This is a genomic window from Marinovum sp. J2-8 (assembly GCF_055808435.1).
The window spans coordinates 346847-367651 of record NZ_JBVVRZ010000004.1; the positions used below are offsets into that span (position 1 = coordinate 346847).

14 protein-coding genes are annotated in these 20805 nt (G+C 60.0%); 6 read left to right on the plus strand and 8 right to left on the minus strand.

Going from position 1 to position 20805, the window contains the following annotated elements; genetic code table 11:
- Positions 1-129: 129 nt before the first annotated feature.
- The 8 genes from repB to AC0L4F_RS14700 all read right to left on the minus strand — a co-directional run bounded on the left by repB (position 130) and on the right by AC0L4F_RS14700 (position 14183).
- Complete coding sequence (gene repB, locus AC0L4F_RS14665) at positions 130-1086, minus strand: plasmid partitioning protein RepB (protein WP_244689486.1); 957 nt, start codon at positions 1084-1086, stop codon at positions 130-132.
- Positions 1086-2270: a plasmid partitioning protein RepA gene (gene repA / locus AC0L4F_RS14670; RefSeq protein WP_244689488.1), complete on the minus strand. Its 1185-nt coding sequence runs from the start codon at positions 2268-2270 to the stop codon at positions 1086-1088. The genes repB and repA overlap by 1 nt, the downstream gene beginning before the upstream one ends.
- A gap of 241 nt (positions 2271-2511) precedes the next feature.
- On the minus strand, positions 2512-5343 hold the full coding sequence (locus AC0L4F_RS14675) for an ATP-binding cassette domain-containing protein (protein WP_244689490.1): 2832 nt from the start codon (positions 5341-5343) through the stop codon (positions 2512-2514).
- Position 5344: 1 nt separating this feature from the next.
- Positions 5345-7618, minus strand: coding sequence for a cysteine peptidase family C39 domain-containing protein (locus tag AC0L4F_RS14680; protein WP_244689493.1), 2274 nt, complete (start codon positions 7616-7618; stop codon positions 5345-5347).
- On the minus strand, positions 7615-8931 hold the full coding sequence (locus AC0L4F_RS14685) for an NHLP bacteriocin system secretion protein (protein WP_244689495.1): 1317 nt from the start codon (positions 8929-8931) through the stop codon (positions 7615-7617). The genes AC0L4F_RS14680 and AC0L4F_RS14685 overlap by 4 nt, the downstream gene beginning before the upstream one ends.
- Positions 8932-9080: 149 nt before the next feature.
- The gene (locus tag AC0L4F_RS14690) at positions 9081-11735 is read right to left on the minus strand and encodes a hypothetical protein (protein WP_244689497.1); all 2655 of its coding nucleotides are present in this window, start codon (positions 11733-11735) and stop codon (positions 9081-9083) included.
- Positions 11736-12021: 286 nt separating this feature from the next.
- Positions 12022-13044, minus strand: a complete 1023-nt coding sequence (locus tag AC0L4F_RS14695) for an amino acid ABC transporter substrate-binding protein (RefSeq protein ID WP_244689499.1) — start codon at positions 13042-13044, stop codon at positions 12022-12024.
- A gap of 266 nt (positions 13045-13310) precedes the next feature.
- Complete coding sequence (locus tag AC0L4F_RS14700) at positions 13311-14183, minus strand: LysR family transcriptional regulator (RefSeq protein WP_244689501.1); 873 nt, start codon at positions 14181-14183, stop codon at positions 13311-13313.
- 264 nt (positions 14184-14447) lie between these two features.
- Here AC0L4F_RS14700 and AC0L4F_RS14705 point away from each other — a divergent pair, with 264 nt between their 5' ends.
- From AC0L4F_RS14705 to AC0L4F_RS14730, 6 genes are read left to right on the plus strand one after another with little or no spacing between them, the layout of a single operon-like run.
- On the plus strand, positions 14448-15893 hold the full coding sequence (locus tag AC0L4F_RS14705; protein WP_244689503.1) for a sulfatase-like hydrolase/transferase: 1446 nt from the start codon (positions 14448-14450) through the stop codon (positions 15891-15893).
- A gap of 10 nt (positions 15894-15903) precedes the next feature.
- The gene (locus AC0L4F_RS14710) at positions 15904-16887 is read left to right on the plus strand and encodes an amidohydrolase family protein (protein WP_244689505.1); all 984 of its coding nucleotides are present in this window, start codon (positions 15904-15906) and stop codon (positions 16885-16887) included.
- Between the two features lies 1 nt (position 16888).
- A complete protein-coding gene (locus AC0L4F_RS14715) occupies positions 16889-17935 on the plus strand; it encodes an aldo/keto reductase (protein WP_244689507.1) in 1047 nt (348 codons plus the stop codon).
- Positions 17935-19023 (plus strand): ABC transporter ATP-binding protein, encoded by a 1089-nt coding sequence (locus tag AC0L4F_RS14720; protein WP_244689510.1) that lies wholly within the window; start codon positions 17935-17937, stop codon positions 19021-19023. The genes AC0L4F_RS14715 and AC0L4F_RS14720 overlap by 1 nt, the downstream gene beginning before the upstream one ends.
- Before the next feature lies 1 nt (position 19024).
- The gene (locus AC0L4F_RS14725) at positions 19025-19903 is read left to right on the plus strand and encodes a carbohydrate ABC transporter permease (protein ID WP_244689512.1); all 879 of its coding nucleotides are present in this window, start codon (positions 19025-19027) and stop codon (positions 19901-19903) included.
- Positions 19900-20784 (plus strand): carbohydrate ABC transporter permease, encoded by an 885-nt coding sequence (locus AC0L4F_RS14730; RefSeq protein WP_244689514.1) that lies wholly within the window; start codon positions 19900-19902, stop codon positions 20782-20784. The genes AC0L4F_RS14725 and AC0L4F_RS14730 overlap by 4 nt, the downstream gene beginning before the upstream one ends.
- Positions 20785-20805: the final 21 nt, after the last annotated feature.

Sequence of the window (20805 nt, forward strand, 5' to 3'; positions counted from 1 at the left end):
GGCAGAGTTGACAGAGTCAGGGCAGGGAGGGTATCTCAAGAGTGCGAGAAATGAGAGGCTCTCCGGGATTTGTCCTGGGGGGCTTTTCTTTTATCTGGTGGTCGTGCTCCTTTGTCTGCTCGGTTGCTCTCAGTCTTCCGACCGCGTTTTAAGCCAGCGGTCGTAAAGGTCTTGTATCAGGGTGTCCGCTTCGGCGTTGATCCAGTTGGAAAAACCGGGCGCGTCGGCGGCAGGAATGGTGACGGTCACGCCGCTTTCGGTGCGCTTGACCTTGGCCAGGGGGATGCCATTGGCGCTGGTGATCTTGCGCGCCGGTGGGGCAGGGGGCCTGGCCGCTTTGGGGGGCGGTGCGCCGGTGGCCCAGGCAAGCACCTGTTCGAAACGCGCATCCGATGTCGGCACTGGGACCAGCGCGGGCAACCGGGCCTCGACCCGGTCACGCATTTCGGGGGCGTCCATTGCGGCCACGAGTTTCATCCAGCGTTCCCGCCCGATCCCAGGGGCCGAGCCGATGTGCACCAGAAAATCGACGGAAAAGGCGCGGCCGACCTTGAGCATGCGGCTGACCATTGGCAGATCCATCGACAGGGCCGCCGCAATGGTTTGGCGGTCATAGTCCAACGCATCAAGCTGGGCGGCGAAACTGGCCTTTTCGATAAAGGACAGATCCTGACGGGCGGTGTTTTCCTGACCCTGTGCCAGCACAAGGGCGTGATCGTCCAACTGGCGGACCATCGCCTTGACCGGGAGGCCAAGGTCACGCAGGGCAAGCACCCGGCGGCGGCCATAAACGATGTCATATTGGCCGGGCGCGCCATCACGCGGGCGCACCAGCACCGGCACCTGTTGGCCATAGATGCGCAGCGATTCCTTTAACGCTTCGTCGGCCTGGGTGTCATTGCCAAGTCGATCCACCACACCCGCCTGATGAATGTGGTGGGGATCAATGTCCTGAACCGCGTTTTCCTGAAGTTTCGAAAGCGAGCTTTGCAGCGCGCCAACTGCCCCGCGCGGGGCAAGGCCACCGCCGCTGTTGCGGCGCTGTGATGGGGTGTTGTCAGTCGTCAGGATACCCTTGCGTGCCATCAACCCCGTCCCCATGCCTGTTGCATCAGACTTTCGATTTCGTCGTTGACCGCGTTCAGAGATTCGACCGCACGGTCATAGGTTGACCGGTGAAATGCGTTTCGCTCGACCTCATAAACGGTTTGCTGGGTCAGCCCGGCATCAGAAATCGCTGTGGATTTCAGCATGGACGCGACCATGACCTCTTTGTCGAAAAGCTGGCGCAGGAAGGCCACAACCTGTTGCTGGGGGCCATCCGACGGCTCGTATCGGTTGATGAGAAACCGCAGGAAATCGAATTCCATGCGGGCGCCGGCATTGGACACCACATCAAGGAGGTCCGCGCTCATTTGAAGGAATTGCGACATGGAGGCCACGTCGAGCATATTGGGCACAACCGTGATCAGAACCCCGGTCGACGCACAAAGGGCCGACATGGTGAGATAGCCAAGTTGGGGGGGGCAGTCGAAAATGATCACGTCATAATCGGCCTCGACCTCCTGTAGGGCGGTGGCCATGCGGGCAAAAAACGGCGGTTGCAGGTTGTTGCGCAGCGCTGTCGGGGTTTCGTGTTCGAATTCCTGAAGGATCAGCCCCCCAGGCGCGAGGTCGAGACCTGTAAAAAACGTCTTCTGGATGATCGACGAGAAGGGCAGGGGGTCTTCGTAGCGGATGGCATCGTAGATCGACCCGGAATGCAGAAAATCAACCTCTGGCTGATAGCCGAACAACGTGGTCAGCGAAGCCTGAGGGTCGATGTCGACCGCCAAAACGCGATAGCCCTTGAGGGCAAAGCGTTGCGCGGCATGGATGGCGCTTGTGGTTTTGCCAGAGCCGCCTTTGAAGTTCAGGAACGACAGCACCTGAACCTTGTCACCGGGACGACGCCCGCGCAGATAGGTGCCTTGGGTCTTGGCCGTATCGTCCAAAACCGCACGGATGCCGTTCAGATCGGCCATGGAATAATGCCGCCGCCCGCCAGATGTAGTGTGTACATCCGCAATCCGCCCGTCAAAGTGCAACTTGCGCAGGAAACTGGTCGATATGCCCAGAAGTTCCGCGGCTTCGCCCGCACTGAACAACCGCAATTCTTTGCGCGCATCGGGTGCGAAGCTTTTGAGCATATGATGCTCTAATGCCGCCGCCAAATTTTCCGCATTCTCGCGAATACGGGAATTGATATGGATCTGTTGTGATCCGATCATCTGCTTTGCCTCGCTCGGTAACGGTATTTTCCGCCATCGCGTTATTTACCGTTTCTTTAAGCAAGTGCAGGGGCCGTTGGCAAGAAAATCTTGCAAAGCGACGGAAATTGGTTGGGAGGGCATATTCTGTGGATGTTGAAGCGGGATCTGAAGGTTCGACTGTAAGTAATTGAAGTAATTCGAAAATATCCGGGGTTGTGGCGGCGATTTGGTGGGAAGGCACCGAGGCGGGGCAGGGGGGTTATGCTGCGGCTTGTGGTGATTGATCGCGGACATAAGATGCGAATGCGCCGTTGCGCGCGATCAGTGCATCATATGTGCCGCTTTCCGCGATGCTGCCATCCTGAAGAAACAGGATAAGATCGGCATTGCGCACAGTGCTGAGACGGTGGGCGACGACAATGCGGGTGGCGCCCAGGGCCTCGATATTCGCCGAGACCTTGGCCTGAAGCTGGTTGTCCAGGGCGCTGGTGGCTTCGTCCAGCAACAGGATCTTGGGATGGCCAAGGATGGCGCGGGCCAGCAGAATGCGCTGAACCTGACCGCCGGAAAAGGCGGTGTCGCCTTCGGTCACGACGGTTTGCAGCCCCATCGGCATGTCACGGATTTCATCGGCGATGCCGGCGGCCTCCGCCGCCTTCCAGACCGCGCGTTCGTCGGCCTTGTGTGCCCCGATGATGTTTTCGAACAAGGTGCCGGCAAACAGACGGCCATTCTGGCGCACGAAACCGATCTGGCGGCGCACCTGTGCAAGATCCAGCCCGCCAAGATCCTTGTCATCAAACAGCACCGCGCCGTTATCGGGACGATCAAAGCCGACCATCAGGCTGAGCAGGGTGGATTTACCGCTCCCAGAGGGGCCAACAAGGGCCACGAAAGAGCCGGGATTGACCCGAAACGACACCGACCGCAGGATTTGGCGCTGATCGTCATGTTGAAAGGTCAGGTTGGAAATCTCGACCGCGCCGCTCAGATCGCCGGGATCTTTGGTGTGCGGAGGGGTTTCGGGGGCATTGTCCAACAAGGGTTTGGCCCGTTTCAGCTGGGGGCGGACCATCACCAACTGATTGGCACTGCGGGCCAGCATGACGGCCGCCATCAAGAAGCCCTGAAACGTGGTGACGAAGATAATGAATCCGCCGGTGGACAGCCCCGTGTCCGGCCCCAGTGAAAAGCCGATGATGGCAAAGACCGCCGCCACTGCAAAAATCTGAAATCCCGACAGGAATGCCTCGAACATATTGCCGATCTGCCGGGTGCGGAACGACCGCGCCCGCATTTCGGCGGAACTGCCGGCCCAACGGGCAAAGGCGCGGCGTTCCGCGCCGGCGGCCCGCAGGCTGGCGATGTTGGAAATCATTTCCTGGGTGAAAGAGATCACATTGGCGTTCATCTTTTCGCCTTCGTAGATCGCGCGTTCCTGACGAAACCCGGTCAGAATGCCCGCCGTCACCGCAAGGACAAGCATGCCAAAGGCCACCGCGCCGGCAATCGGGCTGTACCACAGCAAAAGCGCAATGCCCGCCAGCCCGGATGCGCCGGAAATGACGAAATCCAGAACCGCCCCCATGATGGAACGGCGAATGCCGTCCACCGCCGCGACCCGAAGGGCAAGATCCGGCGCGCTCATCGAGCGGGTGAGGGCCACGGGCAGGCGCATCATCCGGTCCATCATCCCGCCGTTCAGCCGTTCGGCCACGCGCCCATCCATCCGCAACCGCAACAAACCCGAAGCCGATGTCATCAAGGTCGCAGCGATCTGGGCGACGACAAGGCCGATGCCGATCAGAATGGCCGGGCCTTGCGCGCCCGTCGGAATATAGGTGGAGACCAGAACACCGGTGGCCAGCGGCACCAACAGCGCCAGCAGTGCCGCCGCAAAAGAGGCGACGATCAGCGTGCCAAGGTCAATTTTGCTCATGGCAAAGGCGGTGATCATCACATCGCGCACCGACAGCGGGCGGTTGGCCAGCGGCAGCGCAACGATCCGGGCCTCGGGCAAGAGCGTTTGGGCCAGCCGCGCGGTGATCCGACGTGGGCGCGCGCCCCTGATAAACAGGCGATAGCGGCCCAGAGCATCGGTTTTGACAACACCGGGACGGCCGTCTTCGCGGCGGGTGACAACCATCGGCCCTGTGTCCCGGTGCCACCAGTTTTCTGCGAGGGAAATCGTGCGAATGCGCGCATCATGAAGTTCGCAGAACCGGTCAAAGTCGTCGAGATCGCGTTTGATCACCTGGGGATCGGGTTTTTCCCCGGCCAGACTTTGCCAGACAAAGCCGAAATCGCTGGCCTGCGGGGGCAGGCTGATGTTGTCGGTCAGAATGCGTTGGAACCGTTCGACACCGCCAGAGAGATCTGCGGCGACCTTGTCTTCGCGGCGGGCGATCCTGTCGGCTTCTGTTTTGTCCTGACGGGCGACAAACCGGGTCACGGTGTCCAGCACCAACGAGGTAAACGCCTGGGGCACCTGAACCCAGGCAAAGCCGCCCATCGGTGATTTGGCCAGCACATCCGCCGTGGTCATGGCGGTCAGCGTTTGGTCCGCATCTATTGAAATCCATGTGCGATGGGTCAACGGCAGGAAACCGCGCCCCTCCAGCGGGCGCATGTCCATATAATCGACACCGCGCAGCGCATGGGTGGCGATCCACACCATGCCGTGGGCCGCGGTCAGCGACAGGTCGGGTTCGGTGCTGAGTTCGGCTCCCGCATGCAGCGGGGCCATGGCCGGGCGTTGATGGGCCAACCGTGCAAGGCCGGTCGACAGCGCCTCGCACCAGGTTTCGACGGCCCCGATCCAATCCTGCGACCGCACGGCTTCGGCCAGCATGATTTTGCGCAGGACTGTTTGGTCGCGTGCGACAAGGACGATTTGCCCGAATTGCGTGGCGGGGGCCACCACAAGCGATCCGGCAGTGATGTCGTGCAAGAAGATGCGCCGCCCGCCGACCACCGCGTAGACGTCACAATGTCCGCTTTCCAGAATGGCCGCGTTTTTTTCGCCGCGCGGTTGGTATTGGTCGCCGGTGTGAAGAACGGTAAGCCCGGTTTGTTTGACCGTCTGGTTCATCTCAGCTTCCTACCATTTTTGAATACATGCCACCCCGGCGCAGCAATGTGCGGTGATTGCCGCTTTCGACGATGCGGCCCGCCTCCATCACATGGATGACGTCACAGCTGGCGATGCTGCCCAAACGGTGCGAGATTATGACCGTTGCACAGCCACGGCGGCGCAGGGCGTCCAGCACCCGAAGTTCGGTGGTCGGGTCCAGCGCGCTGGTGGCTTCGTCGAGCACCAGAATGCGGGGGTTTCCGACCAAGGCGCGTGCAATTCCAAGACGTTGACGTTCCCCACCGCTCATATTGCCGCCATTTTCCGACAGCCGGGCCAGATAGCCGCCGGCGCGGGCGGTGATTACATCGTGGATACAGGCGTCCTGAGCGGCGGCGATCACCTGTTCTTCGGGCATGGTGTCGTCCCAAAGCGTGATATTGTCCTGAACCGTGTCGCCGAACAGATCGACGGTTTGGCCGACATAGGCCACCTGGCCATGGGTACGGGCGGTGCCGTCGGCGTCAAGCGGTTGGCCATAGATGTCGATGTGGCCGCTTTCGGGGGTGGCAAGACCGACCAGCACCCGCCCGAGGCTGGATTTCCCGCTGCCGCTGCCGCCGACAAGGGCGATGCGTTGGCTTTCGCCCAGCGACAGGGACACGTCCTGAACCGCGGCTACGCTGCCGGCCTCGTAGCGAAAGGTGATATTGCACGCCCGCAGTGGCAACAGGGGGCCATCGGCGGGCTTGGGCGTGGTATGTGCAGCGTCCTTCAGGGATTGCGGCAGGTCTGATGCGGGCGCAACCGGGGACTTGGCCGTTGCAGCGGGCGTATCCACAGATGTGTTCGACGGTGCGGGTGCCGCCGCCCCGTTGTGGTTCATCGCATCCGCCAAACGTTCGGTGATGCCGCGCACCGATTGCAATTGTGCGCCGGCATCGACCAGCCCGACCACCGGGCTGGAAAAGCTGGACATCAGGGCGCGGGCCGAGATCAGAAGACCGATGGACAAGGCGCCCTCCATGATCCGCAGGCCACCCACCACCAGCACGCCAATCCCGGCAAGCGCCAAAATCAGGGCCGCTGCTTCGCTGACCCAGAGGTTGGCCCGGCCGGTTGTCTGTTCGCCGACCAACACGCGGGCCTGTGCGGCCTGCCAGCGTTTGTGAAACAGGCCCTCGCTGCCGGCGGCGCGGAAATCGTCGCGCATCGACAACCCCTGAAGCGTGAGACCCTGAAGGCGGGAGTTATCGTTTTGCGCCCGGCGGTTGGCATCCTGCAACAGCCGCGACGCCACGAAAAGCAACACAACCGCCAGCACCGCGCCACCAAAGACGATCGAGGCCAGCATTGGATCAATCAGCAACAGCGCCACGCCATAGCCGATGATCGGCACAATCCCGACCAGAGCGACGGCCAGACCGCTGGACACCACGCTGGACATTTGTTCGGCTTGGGTGATCCGGTTGGTGATGTCGCCGGAATATCGCTGGGCAAAGAAATCCAGCGGCAAACGCATCACCGTCCACAAATACCGCAGCGACATGGATGCCGACAGCGAGGTTTCCATACGGGCCAGCACGTTCTTTTGCGCATAGGTCAAAAGCGCCGTCAAACACCCCGCTGCGATCAATCCGATCAGTAGCGGCATGAGCCAGCGGCTTTCGCCGCCAATCAGGATGTCGTCGGTAAAGATGCGATAGCTGCCCATCACGGCCAGCCCCGGCACCAAAAGCGCGATCCCGGCGATGATGGCATAGATCAGGCCGATCCGGGCCTCGCCCAGGGTGCGCAGGACGATGCCGGCCAAGCTGGGCCGATGTCCGCCGGGGCGAAAGTCAGGACCGGGGCGCAGACGAAGGGCGACACCGGTAAAGCAGCGGTCGAATTCCGCAAGGGTTACACGGCGCGGCCCGGTGGCGGGATCGTTGATCCATGCGCCAGAGCGGGTGATCCGTTCCAGCACTACAAAGTGGTTGAAATTCCAAAACAAAATCATCGGCAGATCGGCGCTTGGCAGGTCTTCGATGTCCTGTTTCAATCCCTGCGCTTCCAATCCATAGGACCGGGCCGCCGTCAGGATATTGGCGGAATTGGTGCCGTCGCGGTTGACCTGACAGCGATCGCGCAGTTCCTCCAGGCTGACCCAAAGCCCGAAACGGCCCAGCACCATCGCCAGACAGGCCGCGCCGCATTCGGCGGATTCCTGTTGCATGACGGTGGGCACGCGCGCGCGGGGCGCATGGCGTGGCAGATCGGTGGTGAAGTCGGCAATCGCTGCGGTGCTCATGATGTGAAATCACCGAACAGACGGCGCAAGGCCGGCATGACCAAGGCAATCAGGCGCTGTTCCTTGGTTATGATTTCGGCGCGCGCCATGCTTCCCGGACCGATGGATTGGTCCGGCCCTTCGGAGGAGGACCATTTATAGCCCGACACCGTATCGGGCGAGATCGTCAGTTCCGCGGTGGCGGCAAAAGGCGCGCCATTGGCCGACAGATCCTGCACCAGTTGTTTGTTCTTGAGATTGCGCATCATGCCCTCTTCGGTCGAGGCCACGGTGGCGACATCGGTGATTTCCCCAAGGATGAAACCGTATTCTTCGCGCTTCACGGTTGAGGGCACGATTTGAACCGGCATGCCGGGGCGCACCTTTTTGCCTTCGGACGAGGAAATATAGAGCGTGGCGACCAGCGGTATGTTGGTTTGGCCGTCGGCCACCTCGGATTGGGACACGCCGGGCAGGATCGACAACACCGATGTGCCCGGATCGACCAATTCGCCGACGTTCAATTTCTGCTCGACCACCATGCCGTCATAGGCGCTTTCGAGATAGGCCAAACGCTGGCGGCGTTCGCGCAGCGCCGAGACCTCGCGCCGGGCCTCTTCGATTGCGACCTCAAGCGACAGGATTTCGCGTTCCTGTTCGATCTGGCGGGTGTTGCTTTCATAGCCAAGCGAGGCCAGCGCGTTGGAATCCCGCAACAAGGCTTCTTTGGCTTCGTTCAGCCGGACCCGCGCATCCATCAGCGCCATTTTTGAGGTCAGCCCCTTGGCCGACAGGTTTTCATAGCCCTCAAGATTGCTTTGCAACCACACGACGTGCTGTTCGTCATATTCGACCATGCTTTCAAGTTCGGCGCGGCGTTGGGCGGTCATGCTGTCGTAATCGGTGCGGGTGCGGTTGTGGAACCCCACGATCCGTTTGTGGCGGTTGCGCAGATTGGCCATTTTGGCCTGGGCCTGTTCCAGTTGTTGGGTCAGATCGGGTTGTTCGATCTGTGCAACCTTTTGACCGCGCATGACAAAATCGCCGGGCGCGACAAACACCATACCCACACGGCCTGCTGTGGCCGCTTCGATGTCTTTCAAACCTTGTGCGGTGATCAGAATGCCCTGGGCCGCGACCTTGGACGGGACCGGGAGATGCAGGCTCAGCCCTATTCCGGCCACTGCCACCGCCACCGCCGCCGCGAGCATGATCCATTGCGGGGCCTTGACCACATGCACGCCAAGATCGACATTTTCAATCGCACTGCCACCGGCCTTGTCCAGGGCTGACTTTCGAAAGAGACCGGCGGTCGAGTTATTTGATGCGTTCATGGCCTGGGGTTCCGATTGGTTTCGCGCTGGGAAACAATCTTGCCTGAGATTGTGGATTAATCAGGGCAAGCCTTGGGCGGTTTAATGCAAACGGCGACCCAGCGGGGCCGCCGTAAACAAGAGTTTGGGGGGATTTAGCCCGCTGCGTATCAGAACCAGCTTGTGACCGAGTTCCAGGTGTCTTCGGCGGCATCGCCCACGGCATTGGCACCGGTTGTAACGCCATCGGCCACGGCATTGGCGCCGGTCGTGACGCCATCCGCCACGGCATTGGCGCCGGTTGTGACACCATCCGCCACGGCATTGCCCGCCGTTGTGGCCGCGTCGCCGATCGCTTCGATTGTGACCTCGCCGGCGCGGGCCATTGTGGTTACACCTTCGCCCAGCACGCCGGTGGCCTCGTTGAAATATTCCTCGGCATAGCCGATCACCCCGCGCTCTTTCAGTTCCATCGCGGTCAAAAGCGCAAGCTGGGCTTTGAGCACCTCGGATTTTTCACCGAAGGCTTCGGCCTTTTTGCCAAGCAGAGCGCCATCATCTTTGGTGATGTCGCTGAATTTGTCCATCAGATGTTCGGCGTGTTGATAGGCGCGCAATTGGGCTTGTTCGACCTTGGTCATTTCGACACCGACGAATTGTGCCTCAAAGTTAGCGCGCACTTCTTCGGCCTTTTGATGAAGGTTCCCAGCCATTTCTTCGGTTGCGGCCATGGATTTTTCGGGGTGCAATGCGGTGGCCTGGGCATAGATCGCGCGTTGGTCGACCATAGCCTGGGTCACATTGGCGGTGGCGGCTGTGACGTCTGCTTTGGCGTCTTCCAATGCTTTGGCATCTTCTGCGGACACAACCGGGCTGCTGCTTTTGCCGACATAGGGGCTGTTGTCGACATTTGTCTGTGCCACAGCAAGGCGTTCCTGGGCGGCGACCAGTTCGGCACTTGCGTCGTTCACATTGGCGTCGGCAATTGCGACCATTTTGTCTGCTGTCACGACGGCTGCTGAATATGACATGTCTTTCACCGCTTCGAATTTGGCTTCGAGACTGTCCGCAATCGCCCCTGCGGTTTGCATATGCAGGATATAGCCATCAATCACCGCCTTTTCCTCGGCGACAAATTCCTGAACGCCGTCCGATTGCATGACGGCGTGAAAGATGTCTTTGTCCCGATCCAGGCGCGCTTCTTCGGCGTCCTGTTTGGCATCCATGACGGCAAATGACCGCATGTCATCGAAAAGGTCCGGGTTTTCCTGACGAAGCGCTTCAATCCGTGCATTGGCTTCCTCGGTTGGACGATCGAGGAAAACCGGCGGTTCGCCGCTTTCCACGACTGCAAAAACCGTGTCGCGTACCTCACTTCCATCTGCGGCTTTCGCAATGCCGTCCACCACACGACCCACATCGCCAAAGGCGTTGTCTTTGACGACATCGTTGATCCTGCCGCTTTCAAACGCGCGGATATCTGCCATGGCTTGTTCAAAGGCGGCATCATCCGGGAAGTGCGCCCGAATGGCGGTTTCTTGTGCTTCGATTGTTGCGGCGGTGTCTTTCAGATCGGCTTCGCGGGTGGCCAGATCGTCGATTGTCGTGCTGACGGCTTCGTCAAATTTTTCAAGAACCTCAGCGTGTTGTTCGATCCGGTGTTCGGCCCATTCCTGTTCCTGGCGCATGGTTGTGACGTCATTTTTCAGGTCATTATGCCAGGTGTTGGTCAAAGCATTGTCCAAATCGGCCGCGCTGTCGAAATGTTGCAGTTGCGATTGAACGGCGGCGATTTCCGCCGGCGATCCAACGGTGCCGTATTTGTCTTCGAATTGGATGCTGACCGATCCACCAAGGCCCCCACCGGCAATCACCGCATCGACATCACCGCTGAGGCCAAGGGTCAAAGCGCCGTCTTTGTAGGTGGCTTCCTGGGAAAATGCCCCGCCGATGCTGCCGGAGGATGAAATCGAGGCTTCGCCGGTCATTGCAACCTGGGAGGCATCAATCGTGCCCGAGGTTTCTGCGGTGTAGTCGGCACCTGCCTTGGCATCAAATCCCCATTTGCCCCCTTCTTCGCCGACATAGGCCTCGCCTTCGGCGGCGGCGCCCATAAAACCTTCGACGCCGGCGCTGTTGTCCATTGTCACGCCATTGCCAAGCTCTGTCTGGCGGGCGATTTCCCATGCGACCGTAACGGAAATTTCGGCGGCAACTTCGGCACCAAGGCCGTTTTCGATCATGATTTCCGCGCCTGCGCCGATCGAGGCTTCGGTGGTGTTTGTCAGTGTTGCGCCACCGCCAAGCTCCATTTCGGTCATGATTTGCGCGCTCAGGCCAAATCCAACCGCCGCACCAGAGGAATCCGCGTTCCAGACGCCGGCGATCCCGGTGGTGTAAACGGATTTGATGCCATCGGCCTCTGCCTCGAACGAGGTGGACAGCTCGTAATCCGGTTTTTCTTCTTCCTCGGGCGCTGTCGGTGCGACATATGTCGGCTCTGTGTCCGGCAGGTCCGCCATCACGCTTGCGACCGTGGCGGTCACGTCGGGTTCCGGTGTGGGCGCCGGAACCTGGGTTGGTGCAGGGGTCGGTGCGGGGGTCGGTTCGGGCGTGACTTCGACCGGGGCACCGAACTTGCCGTAATATACGGGTTGCGCTTCTTCTGTTGCGGCCTCTGCGGCGGCTTCGTTGAACCGGTTGCGCTGGGCTGTGGAATAGCCGCGGCCGCGTCCCCCCACGACCTGTTCAAGCAAATGTTCTTCGATGCCGTTGTCGACAATTGGCTTGGCGGTGGCGGTATCAATTTTCTTTTGCTTGGTCATTTCGGGGAGGTCCATTTTTTGAAATAAATTTGGTGACGTTGACGATGGGTCACTCTTTCCGGTCAAATGCGGCGGGAATGGGGAGCAATCTGGAAAACTTCGGTCGAAAATCAACAATTTGAGGCGAATGCTGGGCGCTCGCGATGAGTTTGGCGTGCCTTGGGTTTCGCGCAAAAGCTGCGATGGCCCTTAAAAACAGGCGGCAAATTCGTTGAAAAACAAAAGGCGCCCCATGACGGAGCGCCTGATGAAGGCTCATTTTGATTTTGGATTGGAAACGGTGCCGTTATCGGAATGGCGGTGCGTACATTAACCCGCCCTCGGTCCAGAGCGCGTTCAGCCCCCGTTTGATGCCAATGGGCGACTCTGCGCCAAGATTGCGATCAAAGATTTCGCCGTAATTGCCGACCTGGGCAATCACCTTGGCGGGCCATCCGGCATCCAGCCCCAGCGTGCCAGCTTCGCTTTCTGCGCCGTTCAACAGCAGGGCGACGGCGGGATCATCGCTGGTGGACATATCGCCGACATTGGTGCTGGTGATGCCCAGTTCTTCGGCGTTGATCATGGCAAACAACGTCCATTCGACGATATTTGCCCATTCGGGATCGTCCTGGCGCACCGACGGGCCCAGCGGTTCCTTGGATATCAGCAAGGGCATGACATAGGCGGTGTCCGGGGCCGCCAAAGCGGTGCGAATGCCAAACAATTCCGATTGATCCGATGTCAGCACATCACAACGGCGGTTTTGAAACATCAGGATGGCAAGATCGGTTTCATCCATTGGCATCGGCTCAAAGGTCAGATCCCGCGCGGTCAGGATGGAATTGAGGTTCAGCTCATGCGTGGTGGCGGTTTTGAAGCAGATGCGTTTGCCGTCCAGATCATCAATCGTACGAATGCCCGCGTCGGAATGCACCAAGAACCCCTGGCCATCGAAATAGGTGATCCCGGTAAAGGCCAGATCCAGCGTGGTGTCGCGGGTATATGTCCATGTGGTGTTGCGGATCAAAACGTCAATTTCGCCATAGCGCAGGGCATCGAAGCGGTCCAGATTTGACAGTTCCACAAAATCGACCTTGCTGGCGTCGCCGAACACGGCGGCGGCGATGGCGCGGCACATGTCCACATCAAGCCCCTGACGGTCACCGTCTTGTCCGATCTCGGAAAACCCGATGGCCTTGCCCGACACGCCACAGGCGACTTCGCCCCGCAGCCGAACAGCATCCAGCGTTTCGCCCGCATGCGTGACCGATGGCATCAGGACAGGGGCCATCAAGGACAGCATCACCATCGAAATCAAATTCTTCACGTCTCTTCTCCCAGTCATGGACACCCGGGGCGCTTCCGTATCCCAGTGCGGCATATGTGATCGTGCGATGAATTCGAATGCAAGCGCTCTGCGCAGGGGTAACATATTCCGTGGTGGTATCGACACGTATTTCAATCGGCGCATTGCACCCGGCCATCCGCGCGCGGTTGATCGCGCTGCTGAAACCGCTGGTCCCATGCCGGGGAAGATAGGGATGGACCCGGGACATTTGTGGCAACCGGCAACACCTTGGCGCGGGCCTTGCGTTACAGGCGCTCGTAAGCGAACTCGATGAGTTTGCGGGTGCTTTGCGATACTTTCGTGTCGGAATGCACAAGCGTCAGGGTTGCCTTTTCCGTCAATCCGGTCAGCGAAATGTAGCGCACCGAAGGTATCGCAATGCAGCTCACGCTTTGGGGTACGATGGCCACCCCGGCGCCGGTCCCCGCCAGCCCGATGGCGGTGTACATGGTATTGGCCTCGACCACCGTTCTGGGCAGGAACCCCTGGGACGAACACATCGTCATCAGCTGCTGATAGAACGCAGGCGAGCGGTGTTGGGGATAGAATACGAAATCTTCATCTGCCAGCGCGTTGAGTTCGATCGCGGTTTCCGATGCCGCCCAATGATCAACCGGAACCACCGCGCAAAACGGTTCGCTGACCACATCGAAACTGGCCAGTTGCGGGTTTTCGATCGGTGGGCGCACGATGCCGATGTCGACGCGCCCCTTGGCCAGCGCGACGTTTTGTTCGCTGACCGTCATTTCATGCAATCGAATCTCGATCTGGGGATAAATTTGACGAAACGGCCCGATCAAGGACGGCAAATATCCCAATGAGGCCGAATGTACGAACCCGATGCGCACCTGTCCGATTTCGCCGCGATATGCCTTTTGTGCCACGTGTTTGGCATGTGACGTCGCGGCCAGAATGGATTTCGCCTCGGGCAGGAACGCGCTGCCGGCGGGGGTGATGGCGACCCGGCGCTTGGTGCGCTCAAACAGCGTAACCTGCAGTTCTTCTTCAAGTTTCTTGATCTGAAGGCTGAGCGGCGGCTGCGAGACATTTTCCCGCCGCGCCGCGCGCCCGAAGTGCAGCTCCTCGGCGACCGCAACGAAATATCGAAGTTGATGCATCTCCATAATGCCGGGCATATAAATACGCTGCCGGTATTAATGCAAGATTAAAAGGATATTGGATGTCTTTTTGTCGGCTGCGTAAAGTGGAGCGAAGACACGAACGAATGGCCGGGGAGGGGCTATAGTATCGGGCCAAAATTTTGGGCCAACATTTCGAACCAGGGCACCGTTAGCCCCGGTCGTTCACCAAGCGCACCAAGACCGCATTTCAACAATTTCAAAAACAAGAGGACGCGGACCCCAGAGGTCTGTGAATGATGGATGGAACCCAAGAACCTTGTCGTCATCATGTCGGACGAACACAGCATCAAGAACCTTGGGTGCTACGGCAATGACATTGTACAAACGCCCAATCTGGATCGTTTGGCACAAAACGGCACACGTTTTACCAACGCCTATACGCCCAGCCCGATCTGTGTGCCGGCGCGCTCCAGCTTTGCCACCGGGCGTCCGGTGCATGAGATCTGTGCCTGGGACAACGCCCATGCCTATGACGGCACACAGGAAAGCTGGCACCACCGGCTGCGCGAAAATGGTCATCATGTGCGCTCTATCGGGAAATTGCATTTCCGTGGGTTAGAGGCCGATGACAATGGTTTCACCGAGTCCGAGATCCCGATGAATATCGTGGACGGGATGGGCGATGTGCTGGGCCTGATCCGTGACCGGTCTGTGGTGCGCGGTGCCGCGGACAAGATGGCGCGCATGGCTGGTCCGGGCGAGTCGATCTATACCCGTTATGACCGGGATATTTCGGCACGTTCACAGGTATGGCTGCGCGAAGAGGCCCCGGCGATCACCGACAAGCCCTGGGTGTTGTTTGTCAGCTTCGTGTCGCCACATTTCCCGCTGACCGCACCGCCGGAATATTTCTATCGCTATGACCAGTCCAAGCTGCCGATGCCCAAGCTTTATGGCAAGGACGAGCGCCCGGATCACCCCTATCTGCGCGACTACCGCGAAGCATTTGCCTATGACGACCATTTCCGCACCGAGGCGGATGTGCGCCGGGCGATTGCCGGATACATGGGTCTGTGCACCTTTATCGACGATCAGGTCGGTCACATCCTGACCTCGCTGGAGGAGGCCGGGCTCAACGACAGCACGCGCGTTGTCTATACCAGCGATCATGGCGACAATCTTGGCGCGCGGGGGCTTTGGGGCAAATCCAACATGTACGAAGAGGCGGTCGGCGTGCCGATGATTGTCTCGGGCGATGGGGTTGCAGCGGGGGAGGTCAACGACCAGCCCCGGTCGCTGATCGACCTGTCACGCTTTATCCTGGAATCGACGGGATGTGACGGCCAGGGATTTGGCGAACATGATCTGCTGAGCGATGAGGCCGGTGTCGTCCTGTCGGAATACCATGCGACCGGGTCGCGCAGCGGGGCGTTCATGCTGCGCAAGGGGCAATGGAAATACGTCTATTACGCTAAATATGCGGCCCAGCTTTTTGATCTGGAAACCGACCCGGAAGAGATGACCGATCTGGCGCAAGACCCGCCCCATGCCGAGGTTTTGGCCGAATGTCATGCCGCGCTTTTTGCCAAGGTGGATGCGTCGGCGGCCCATGATCGCGCCATTGCGGATCAACAGAGCCGGATCGACAGTCTTGGTGGCGCGGATCAGATCATCGCGCGCGGCGATTTCGGCTTTTCACCACCGCCGGGTGTGACAGCGACCTTTGCCAAATCGGAAGACGCCTGAGCCCGTGTCTGTGACGTCTGAAATAATCATCGGCCCCGATGGGCGGCCAGATGCGGCCAGCAGTGGCCGGGTGGCTGTGGCTGTTGGCGGGATAATAGATGCCCACCACCATTTCTGGGATCTGGCGAACAACCATTACCCCTGGCTTCAGGATCAGTTGATCACCGCGCATTTCGGCGATTATGCCGCGATCCGGCGCAGCTATCTGGCACCGGACCTGAGGGCCGATCTGGGGCAGGTAAACTTGGCAGCATCGGTTCACATCGAGGCCCATTGGCGGGGCGGCACAGCACCCGAAGGCGAAACGGCATGGCTGACCGGCCATGCCTGCGACCATGGCCTGCCCAGCGTGATGATGGGGGCGGCGGATCTGGCCGCGCCCGATCTGGATCAGGTGCTTGCGGCGCATCAGGCATTCCCCGGCTTTCGCGGCATTCGTGTCATGGCGATGGGGCGGGGCGCGCCCGAGGGTGCGGCGCTCTACCGGGATCCGCAATTTCAGCGCGGGATGGCGGCGCTGGTGGCGCAGGATCTCTGTGTCGATCTTCAGGCCCCGCCGATCACCCATGTTGCCGTAGCCGAGCTGGCCGCTCAATTCCCCAAGGCGCGCATTGCGATCACCCATTGCGGATTGCCGTTGGATCGCAGCGCCGAAGGTCTGGAGCGGTGGCGCGATGGCATGAGCCGTCTGGCCGAGGCCCCGAATGTGGTGGTCAAACTGTCGGGTCTGGCGATGACTGATTGGCATTGGACCTGCGACAGCCTCGCGCCCTTGGTCCAGCATTTGCGCACCGCCTTTGGACCGCGCCGTTTGATGTTCGGCAGCAATTTTCCGGTGGACGGATTGTTTTCCGATTACCCGACGCTTCTGGCGGGATATGTCGCCGCACTCGGGCCGCTGCCCGAGGCCGATCTGCGCGCCATTTTCCACGATACCGCAAAGGGTTTTTACCGGATCGACACGCCACAACCCCCAAAGAGCAAGACCCCCTGACATGACAGAACCACATTCCATACCGACCTCTTATATCGGCGACACCGGGCTTCGGGTGACGCGGCTGGCCTTTGGGTGCGTGCCGCTTGGCAATTACCCCACGGTCCTGAGCGATGCCGAGGCCGACGCCGCCCTTCATGCCGCATGGGACGCCGGTATCCGCTATTTCGATGTCGCGCCGCTTTATGGTCATGGCTTGGCCGAGCATCGGCTGGGGGCCTTCCTGCGCAACAAGTCGATGGGCGATTTCGTCACCTCAACCAAGGTGGGCCGCAAGCTTGTTCCCGACCGGTCGGGCAAATTGACCGGCGATCAGGCGGCCAGCATCTTTGAGCGGCCTTTGTCCTTCTCGCTGACCAATGATTACAGCTACGACGGTATCATGCGCAGCGTCGAAGACAGCCTGCAACGGCTGGGCCTGCCCGGTGTCGACATCCTGCATATTCACAACATCGACCCGGCCAACCATGCGCCCGACGCGCTGGAGGCATTGTTTTCGCAATGCATGACCGACGGCTATCGCGCGCTGGACCAATTGCGCAGCGAAGGCACCGTCAAGGCGCTTGGCGTTGGCAACAATTACTGGACAATTGCCGAACGGTTCGCGGCAGAAGGTGATTTCGATTGCTTCATGATGGCCGGGCATTTCAACCTGCTGGATCAGGGTGCGCTTGACCGGTTCCTGCCCGAATGCCAGCGCCGCAATCAGGCGGTGTTGCTGGGCAGCCCCTTTGCCTCTGGGTTGTTGGTGGCCGACAACCCCGAACAGGCGCTGCATATGTATCGCAAACCCGCACCAGAGATCGTGGCCAAGGTGCGCAGCATCCACGCCATCTGTGCCGATCACGGCGTAAGCCCGGTGGCCGCCGCCCTGCAATTTCCCCTTATCCACCCCGCGGTGGCCTGTGTCGTGCCCGGCATGCGCACGGCGGATGAAGTCAACCAATGTGCGGCGGCGTTCCAAGCCCCGCTTCCGGCGTCACTGTTCCCCGATCTTGCATCGGCCGGAATAATCGACGCGCGTCTTATTCAGGAGTCTCAAGACTGATGGCCAATGTTCAAATCAACCAAGTCAGGAAAAGCTATGGGCCGGTGGAAATCCTGCATGGCATCGACCTTGGCATCAAGGATCGCGAATTTGTTGCCCTGGTAGGGCCATCGGGCTGCGGAAAATCCACATTGCTGCGGATCATCGCCGGGCTGGAGGAACTGGGTCAGGGCGAGATCAGCATTGACGGCGATGTCGTGAACGACCTGACGCCCAAGGACCGCGACATCGCGATGGTGTTCCAGTCCTATGCGCTTTACCCGCATAAGAACGTCTATGAAAACATGGCCTTCACCCTTAAAATGCGGGGGGCCAAACGGGATGAGATTGACCAGAAGGTGCGCGCCGCTGCGGATGCGCTGAACCTGACGGATTACCTTGATCGCAGCCCCGCGCAGCTTTCTGGCGGACAACGCCAGCGGGTGGCGATGGGGCGGGCATTGGTGCGCAAGCCCAAGGTGTTCCTGTTTGACGAACCCTTGTCGAACCTTGACGCGAAGCTGCGTGTCGAAATGCGGACGGAAATCCGGCGGCTGCACCAGGATCTTGAGGCGACCTCGGTTTATGTGACCCATGATCAGGTCGAAGCAATGACAATGGCCGACCGGATCGTGGTGTTGCACGACGGTCATATCGTCCAACAGGGCGCCCCGATGGAGCTTTATGATCGCCCGGCGACGGTTTTTGTGGCCTCGTTCATTGGCTCGCCGCAGATGAACCTTTTTGATGGCCAGTTGCAGCATAGCGGGGGGCGCGCTGCGCTGACCCTGACGGATGGATCTGGCGTCGATCTTGGCGGGCGTTTTGCCCCGACCGACGCCGACGTGACATGGGGCATCCGCCCCGATGATCTGTCGCTTTGTGCGCCGGGTGCGGGTGTGTTGCAGGGGCAGGTGGCCGTGGTGGAACACACCGGCGGCGAGGTGCTGGTCTTTGCGGATACCGCCATCGGCAATCTTTGTGTGCGGGCCCCGGCGCGCACCCCGGTGCCGCGCGTGGGCGAAACAACCGGCATCGCGATGGACAACGACCGTCTGCACCTGTTCAGCCGCCCCGCCGGACAGCGCATCGCCGAGATCGGGGTCTGATATGTATTCGATCAAACGTCATCCCTATTTCTTTATGTCCCTGTTCGCCCCGGCGCTGTTTCTGGTGGGGGGGCTGCTGCTCTATCCTATCGTCAACGGCATCTGGCTGAGCTTCACCAATGCCTCGCCGCTGCGCCCGACGACCGACTTTGTGGGGTTGGGCAATTATGTCTATCTGTTCGAAGATCCCCAGTTCTGGGATGTGCTGGGCAACACCGTCTTTATCTGTAGCGTGTCCACGATTTTCTGCACCGTTCTGGGGTTGATCGTGGCGCTGTTGCTGGACAGTGGCATCCGCTTTGTCGGCTTCTTCCGTGCCGCCGTTTTTCAGGTCTGGGTGGTGCCGTGGATCGTGATTGCCATCCTCTGGGGCTGGCTGTTCAACGATGAATGGGGGATCGTGAACCACTTCCTGCGCAGCATCGGTGTGGTCGAGGGCCAGATGGCCTGGCTGTTCGAGACAGAGCTGGCGCCCTGGGTGGTGATCTTTGCCTATTCCTGGCGCGCGGTGCCCTTTGTCATGGTGATTGCCCTTGCCGCATTGCAGGGCATCCCCAAGGAAATTCAGGAGGCGGCCGAGATCGACGGCGCCGGATATTTCAACCGGCTGCGTCATATCCTTTTGCCGCTGTTGCAGAACATCGTGATGACCGCCGCGTTGCTTGAGGCCGTGCGCTTTCTGCAAGAGGTCACAATTCCGCTGGTGCTGACCCAGGGCGGGCCGATCGGTGCGACCAATGTGCTCAGCCTGTTCACCTACAAGGCCGCTTTCACTGAATGGGATTTCGGGCTTGCCGCCGCCGCTGGCACTTTCTGGTTGGTCTTCGTGATCATCTTTGCCGGCATCTATAACCGCGTTGCGCTGAGGAAATCCGCATGACCCAATCCCTGACGATGAGCCGCCGCGCCAGCCCAAGCCGCATTTCCCGAACCCTGCGCCGCCGCGCCAACCTGGGCATGATTTACGTCTGTGTCACCGCGTTGGTCATGGTGATGCTGATCCCGGTGGGCTGGATGCTCTCGACCTCGTTCAAACCGCTCAAGGACGTGTTTCAGATCCCGCCGCGCTGGATTCCAGAGGTCATCACCTTTCAAAACTATGCCGCCCAGTTCAACGAGGTGCTGGGAACCCTGACGCTGAATTCGCTGATCGTGGCGGTCTGTGCCGCGGCGCTGTCGACATTTGTCGGCGCGATGACCGCCTATGGCATCTCGCGTTTCCGCTTTCGGGGCGGGCCGGTTTTGATGCTGTTCTTTATGGGGTCGCTGGCGTTTCCGGTGCCGCTGATCATGATCTCGCTTTACGGGCTGTTCGTGAAACTGGGGCTGCTCAACACCTATGCTGCGCTGGTTCTGGGCCATACGGCGATCACCATTCCGGTGTCGATCTGGCTGCTCAAGAACTTCTTCGACCAGCTCCCGCGTGAGGTCGAAGAAGCCGCCTATGTCGATGGCGCGACGCCGCTCAAGGTGTTTGTGTTCATCGTTTTGCCAATGGCGCGGCCCGCGCTGGCGGCTTCGGCGATCTTTGTCTTTGTGGTCAGCTGGAATGAACTGTTGTTCGGCCTGACCTTTACCAGCACCACCGACATGCGCCCACTGCCCGCCGGGATTACCCTGATCTTCCTTCAGGAATTCGAAGGCGCCTGGAGCGAGATGATGGCGCTTGCGGTGATCGTGTCTGTTCCGGTGCTGGTGCTCTTTTTCTTCTTTCAAAAAACCTTTCTGCGCGGCGTTACGGCCGGTGCGGTCAAAGGCTGATCACGTTTCAACAAACCAATG

Bases quoted from the DNA above. Each gene is read 5' to 3' on its own strand.
- repB (WP_244689486.1), bottom strand. From the start codon at position 1,086: ATGGCACGCAAGGGTATCCTGACGACTGACAACACCCCATCACAGCGC.
- repA (WP_244689488.1), bottom strand. From the start codon at position 2,270: ATGATCGGATCACAACAGATCCATATCAATTCCCGTATTCGCGAGAAT.
- AC0L4F_RS14675 (WP_244689490.1), bottom strand. From the start codon at position 5,343: ATGAACCAGACGGTCAAACAAACCGGGCTTACCGTTCTTCACACCGGC.
- AC0L4F_RS14680 (WP_244689493.1), bottom strand. From the start codon at position 7,618: ATGAGCACCGCAGCGATTGCCGACTTCACCACCGATCTGCCACGCCAT.
- AC0L4F_RS14685 (WP_244689495.1), bottom strand. From the start codon at position 8,931: ATGAACGCATCAAATAACTCGACCGCCGGTCTCTTTCGAAAGTCAGCC.
- AC0L4F_RS14690 (WP_244689497.1), bottom strand. From the start codon at position 11,735: ATGACCAAGCAAAAGAAAATTGATACCGCCACCGCCAAGCCAATTGTC.
- AC0L4F_RS14700 (WP_244689501.1), bottom strand. From the start codon at position 14,183: ATGCATCAACTTCGATATTTCGTTGCGGTCGCCGAGGAGCTGCACTTC.
- AC0L4F_RS14705 (WP_244689503.1), top strand. From the start codon at position 14,448: ATGGAACCCAAGAACCTTGTCGTCATCATGTCGGACGAACACAGCATC.
- AC0L4F_RS14715 (WP_244689507.1), top strand. From the start codon at position 16,889: ATGACAGAACCACATTCCATACCGACCTCTTATATCGGCGACACCGGG.
- AC0L4F_RS14720 (WP_244689510.1), top strand. From the start codon at position 17,935: ATGGCCAATGTTCAAATCAACCAAGTCAGGAAAAGCTATGGGCCGGTG.
- AC0L4F_RS14725 (WP_244689512.1), top strand. From the start codon at position 19,025: ATGTATTCGATCAAACGTCATCCCTATTTCTTTATGTCCCTGTTCGCC.
- AC0L4F_RS14730 (WP_244689514.1), top strand. From the start codon at position 19,900: ATGACCCAATCCCTGACGATGAGCCGCCGCGCCAGCCCAAGCCGCATT.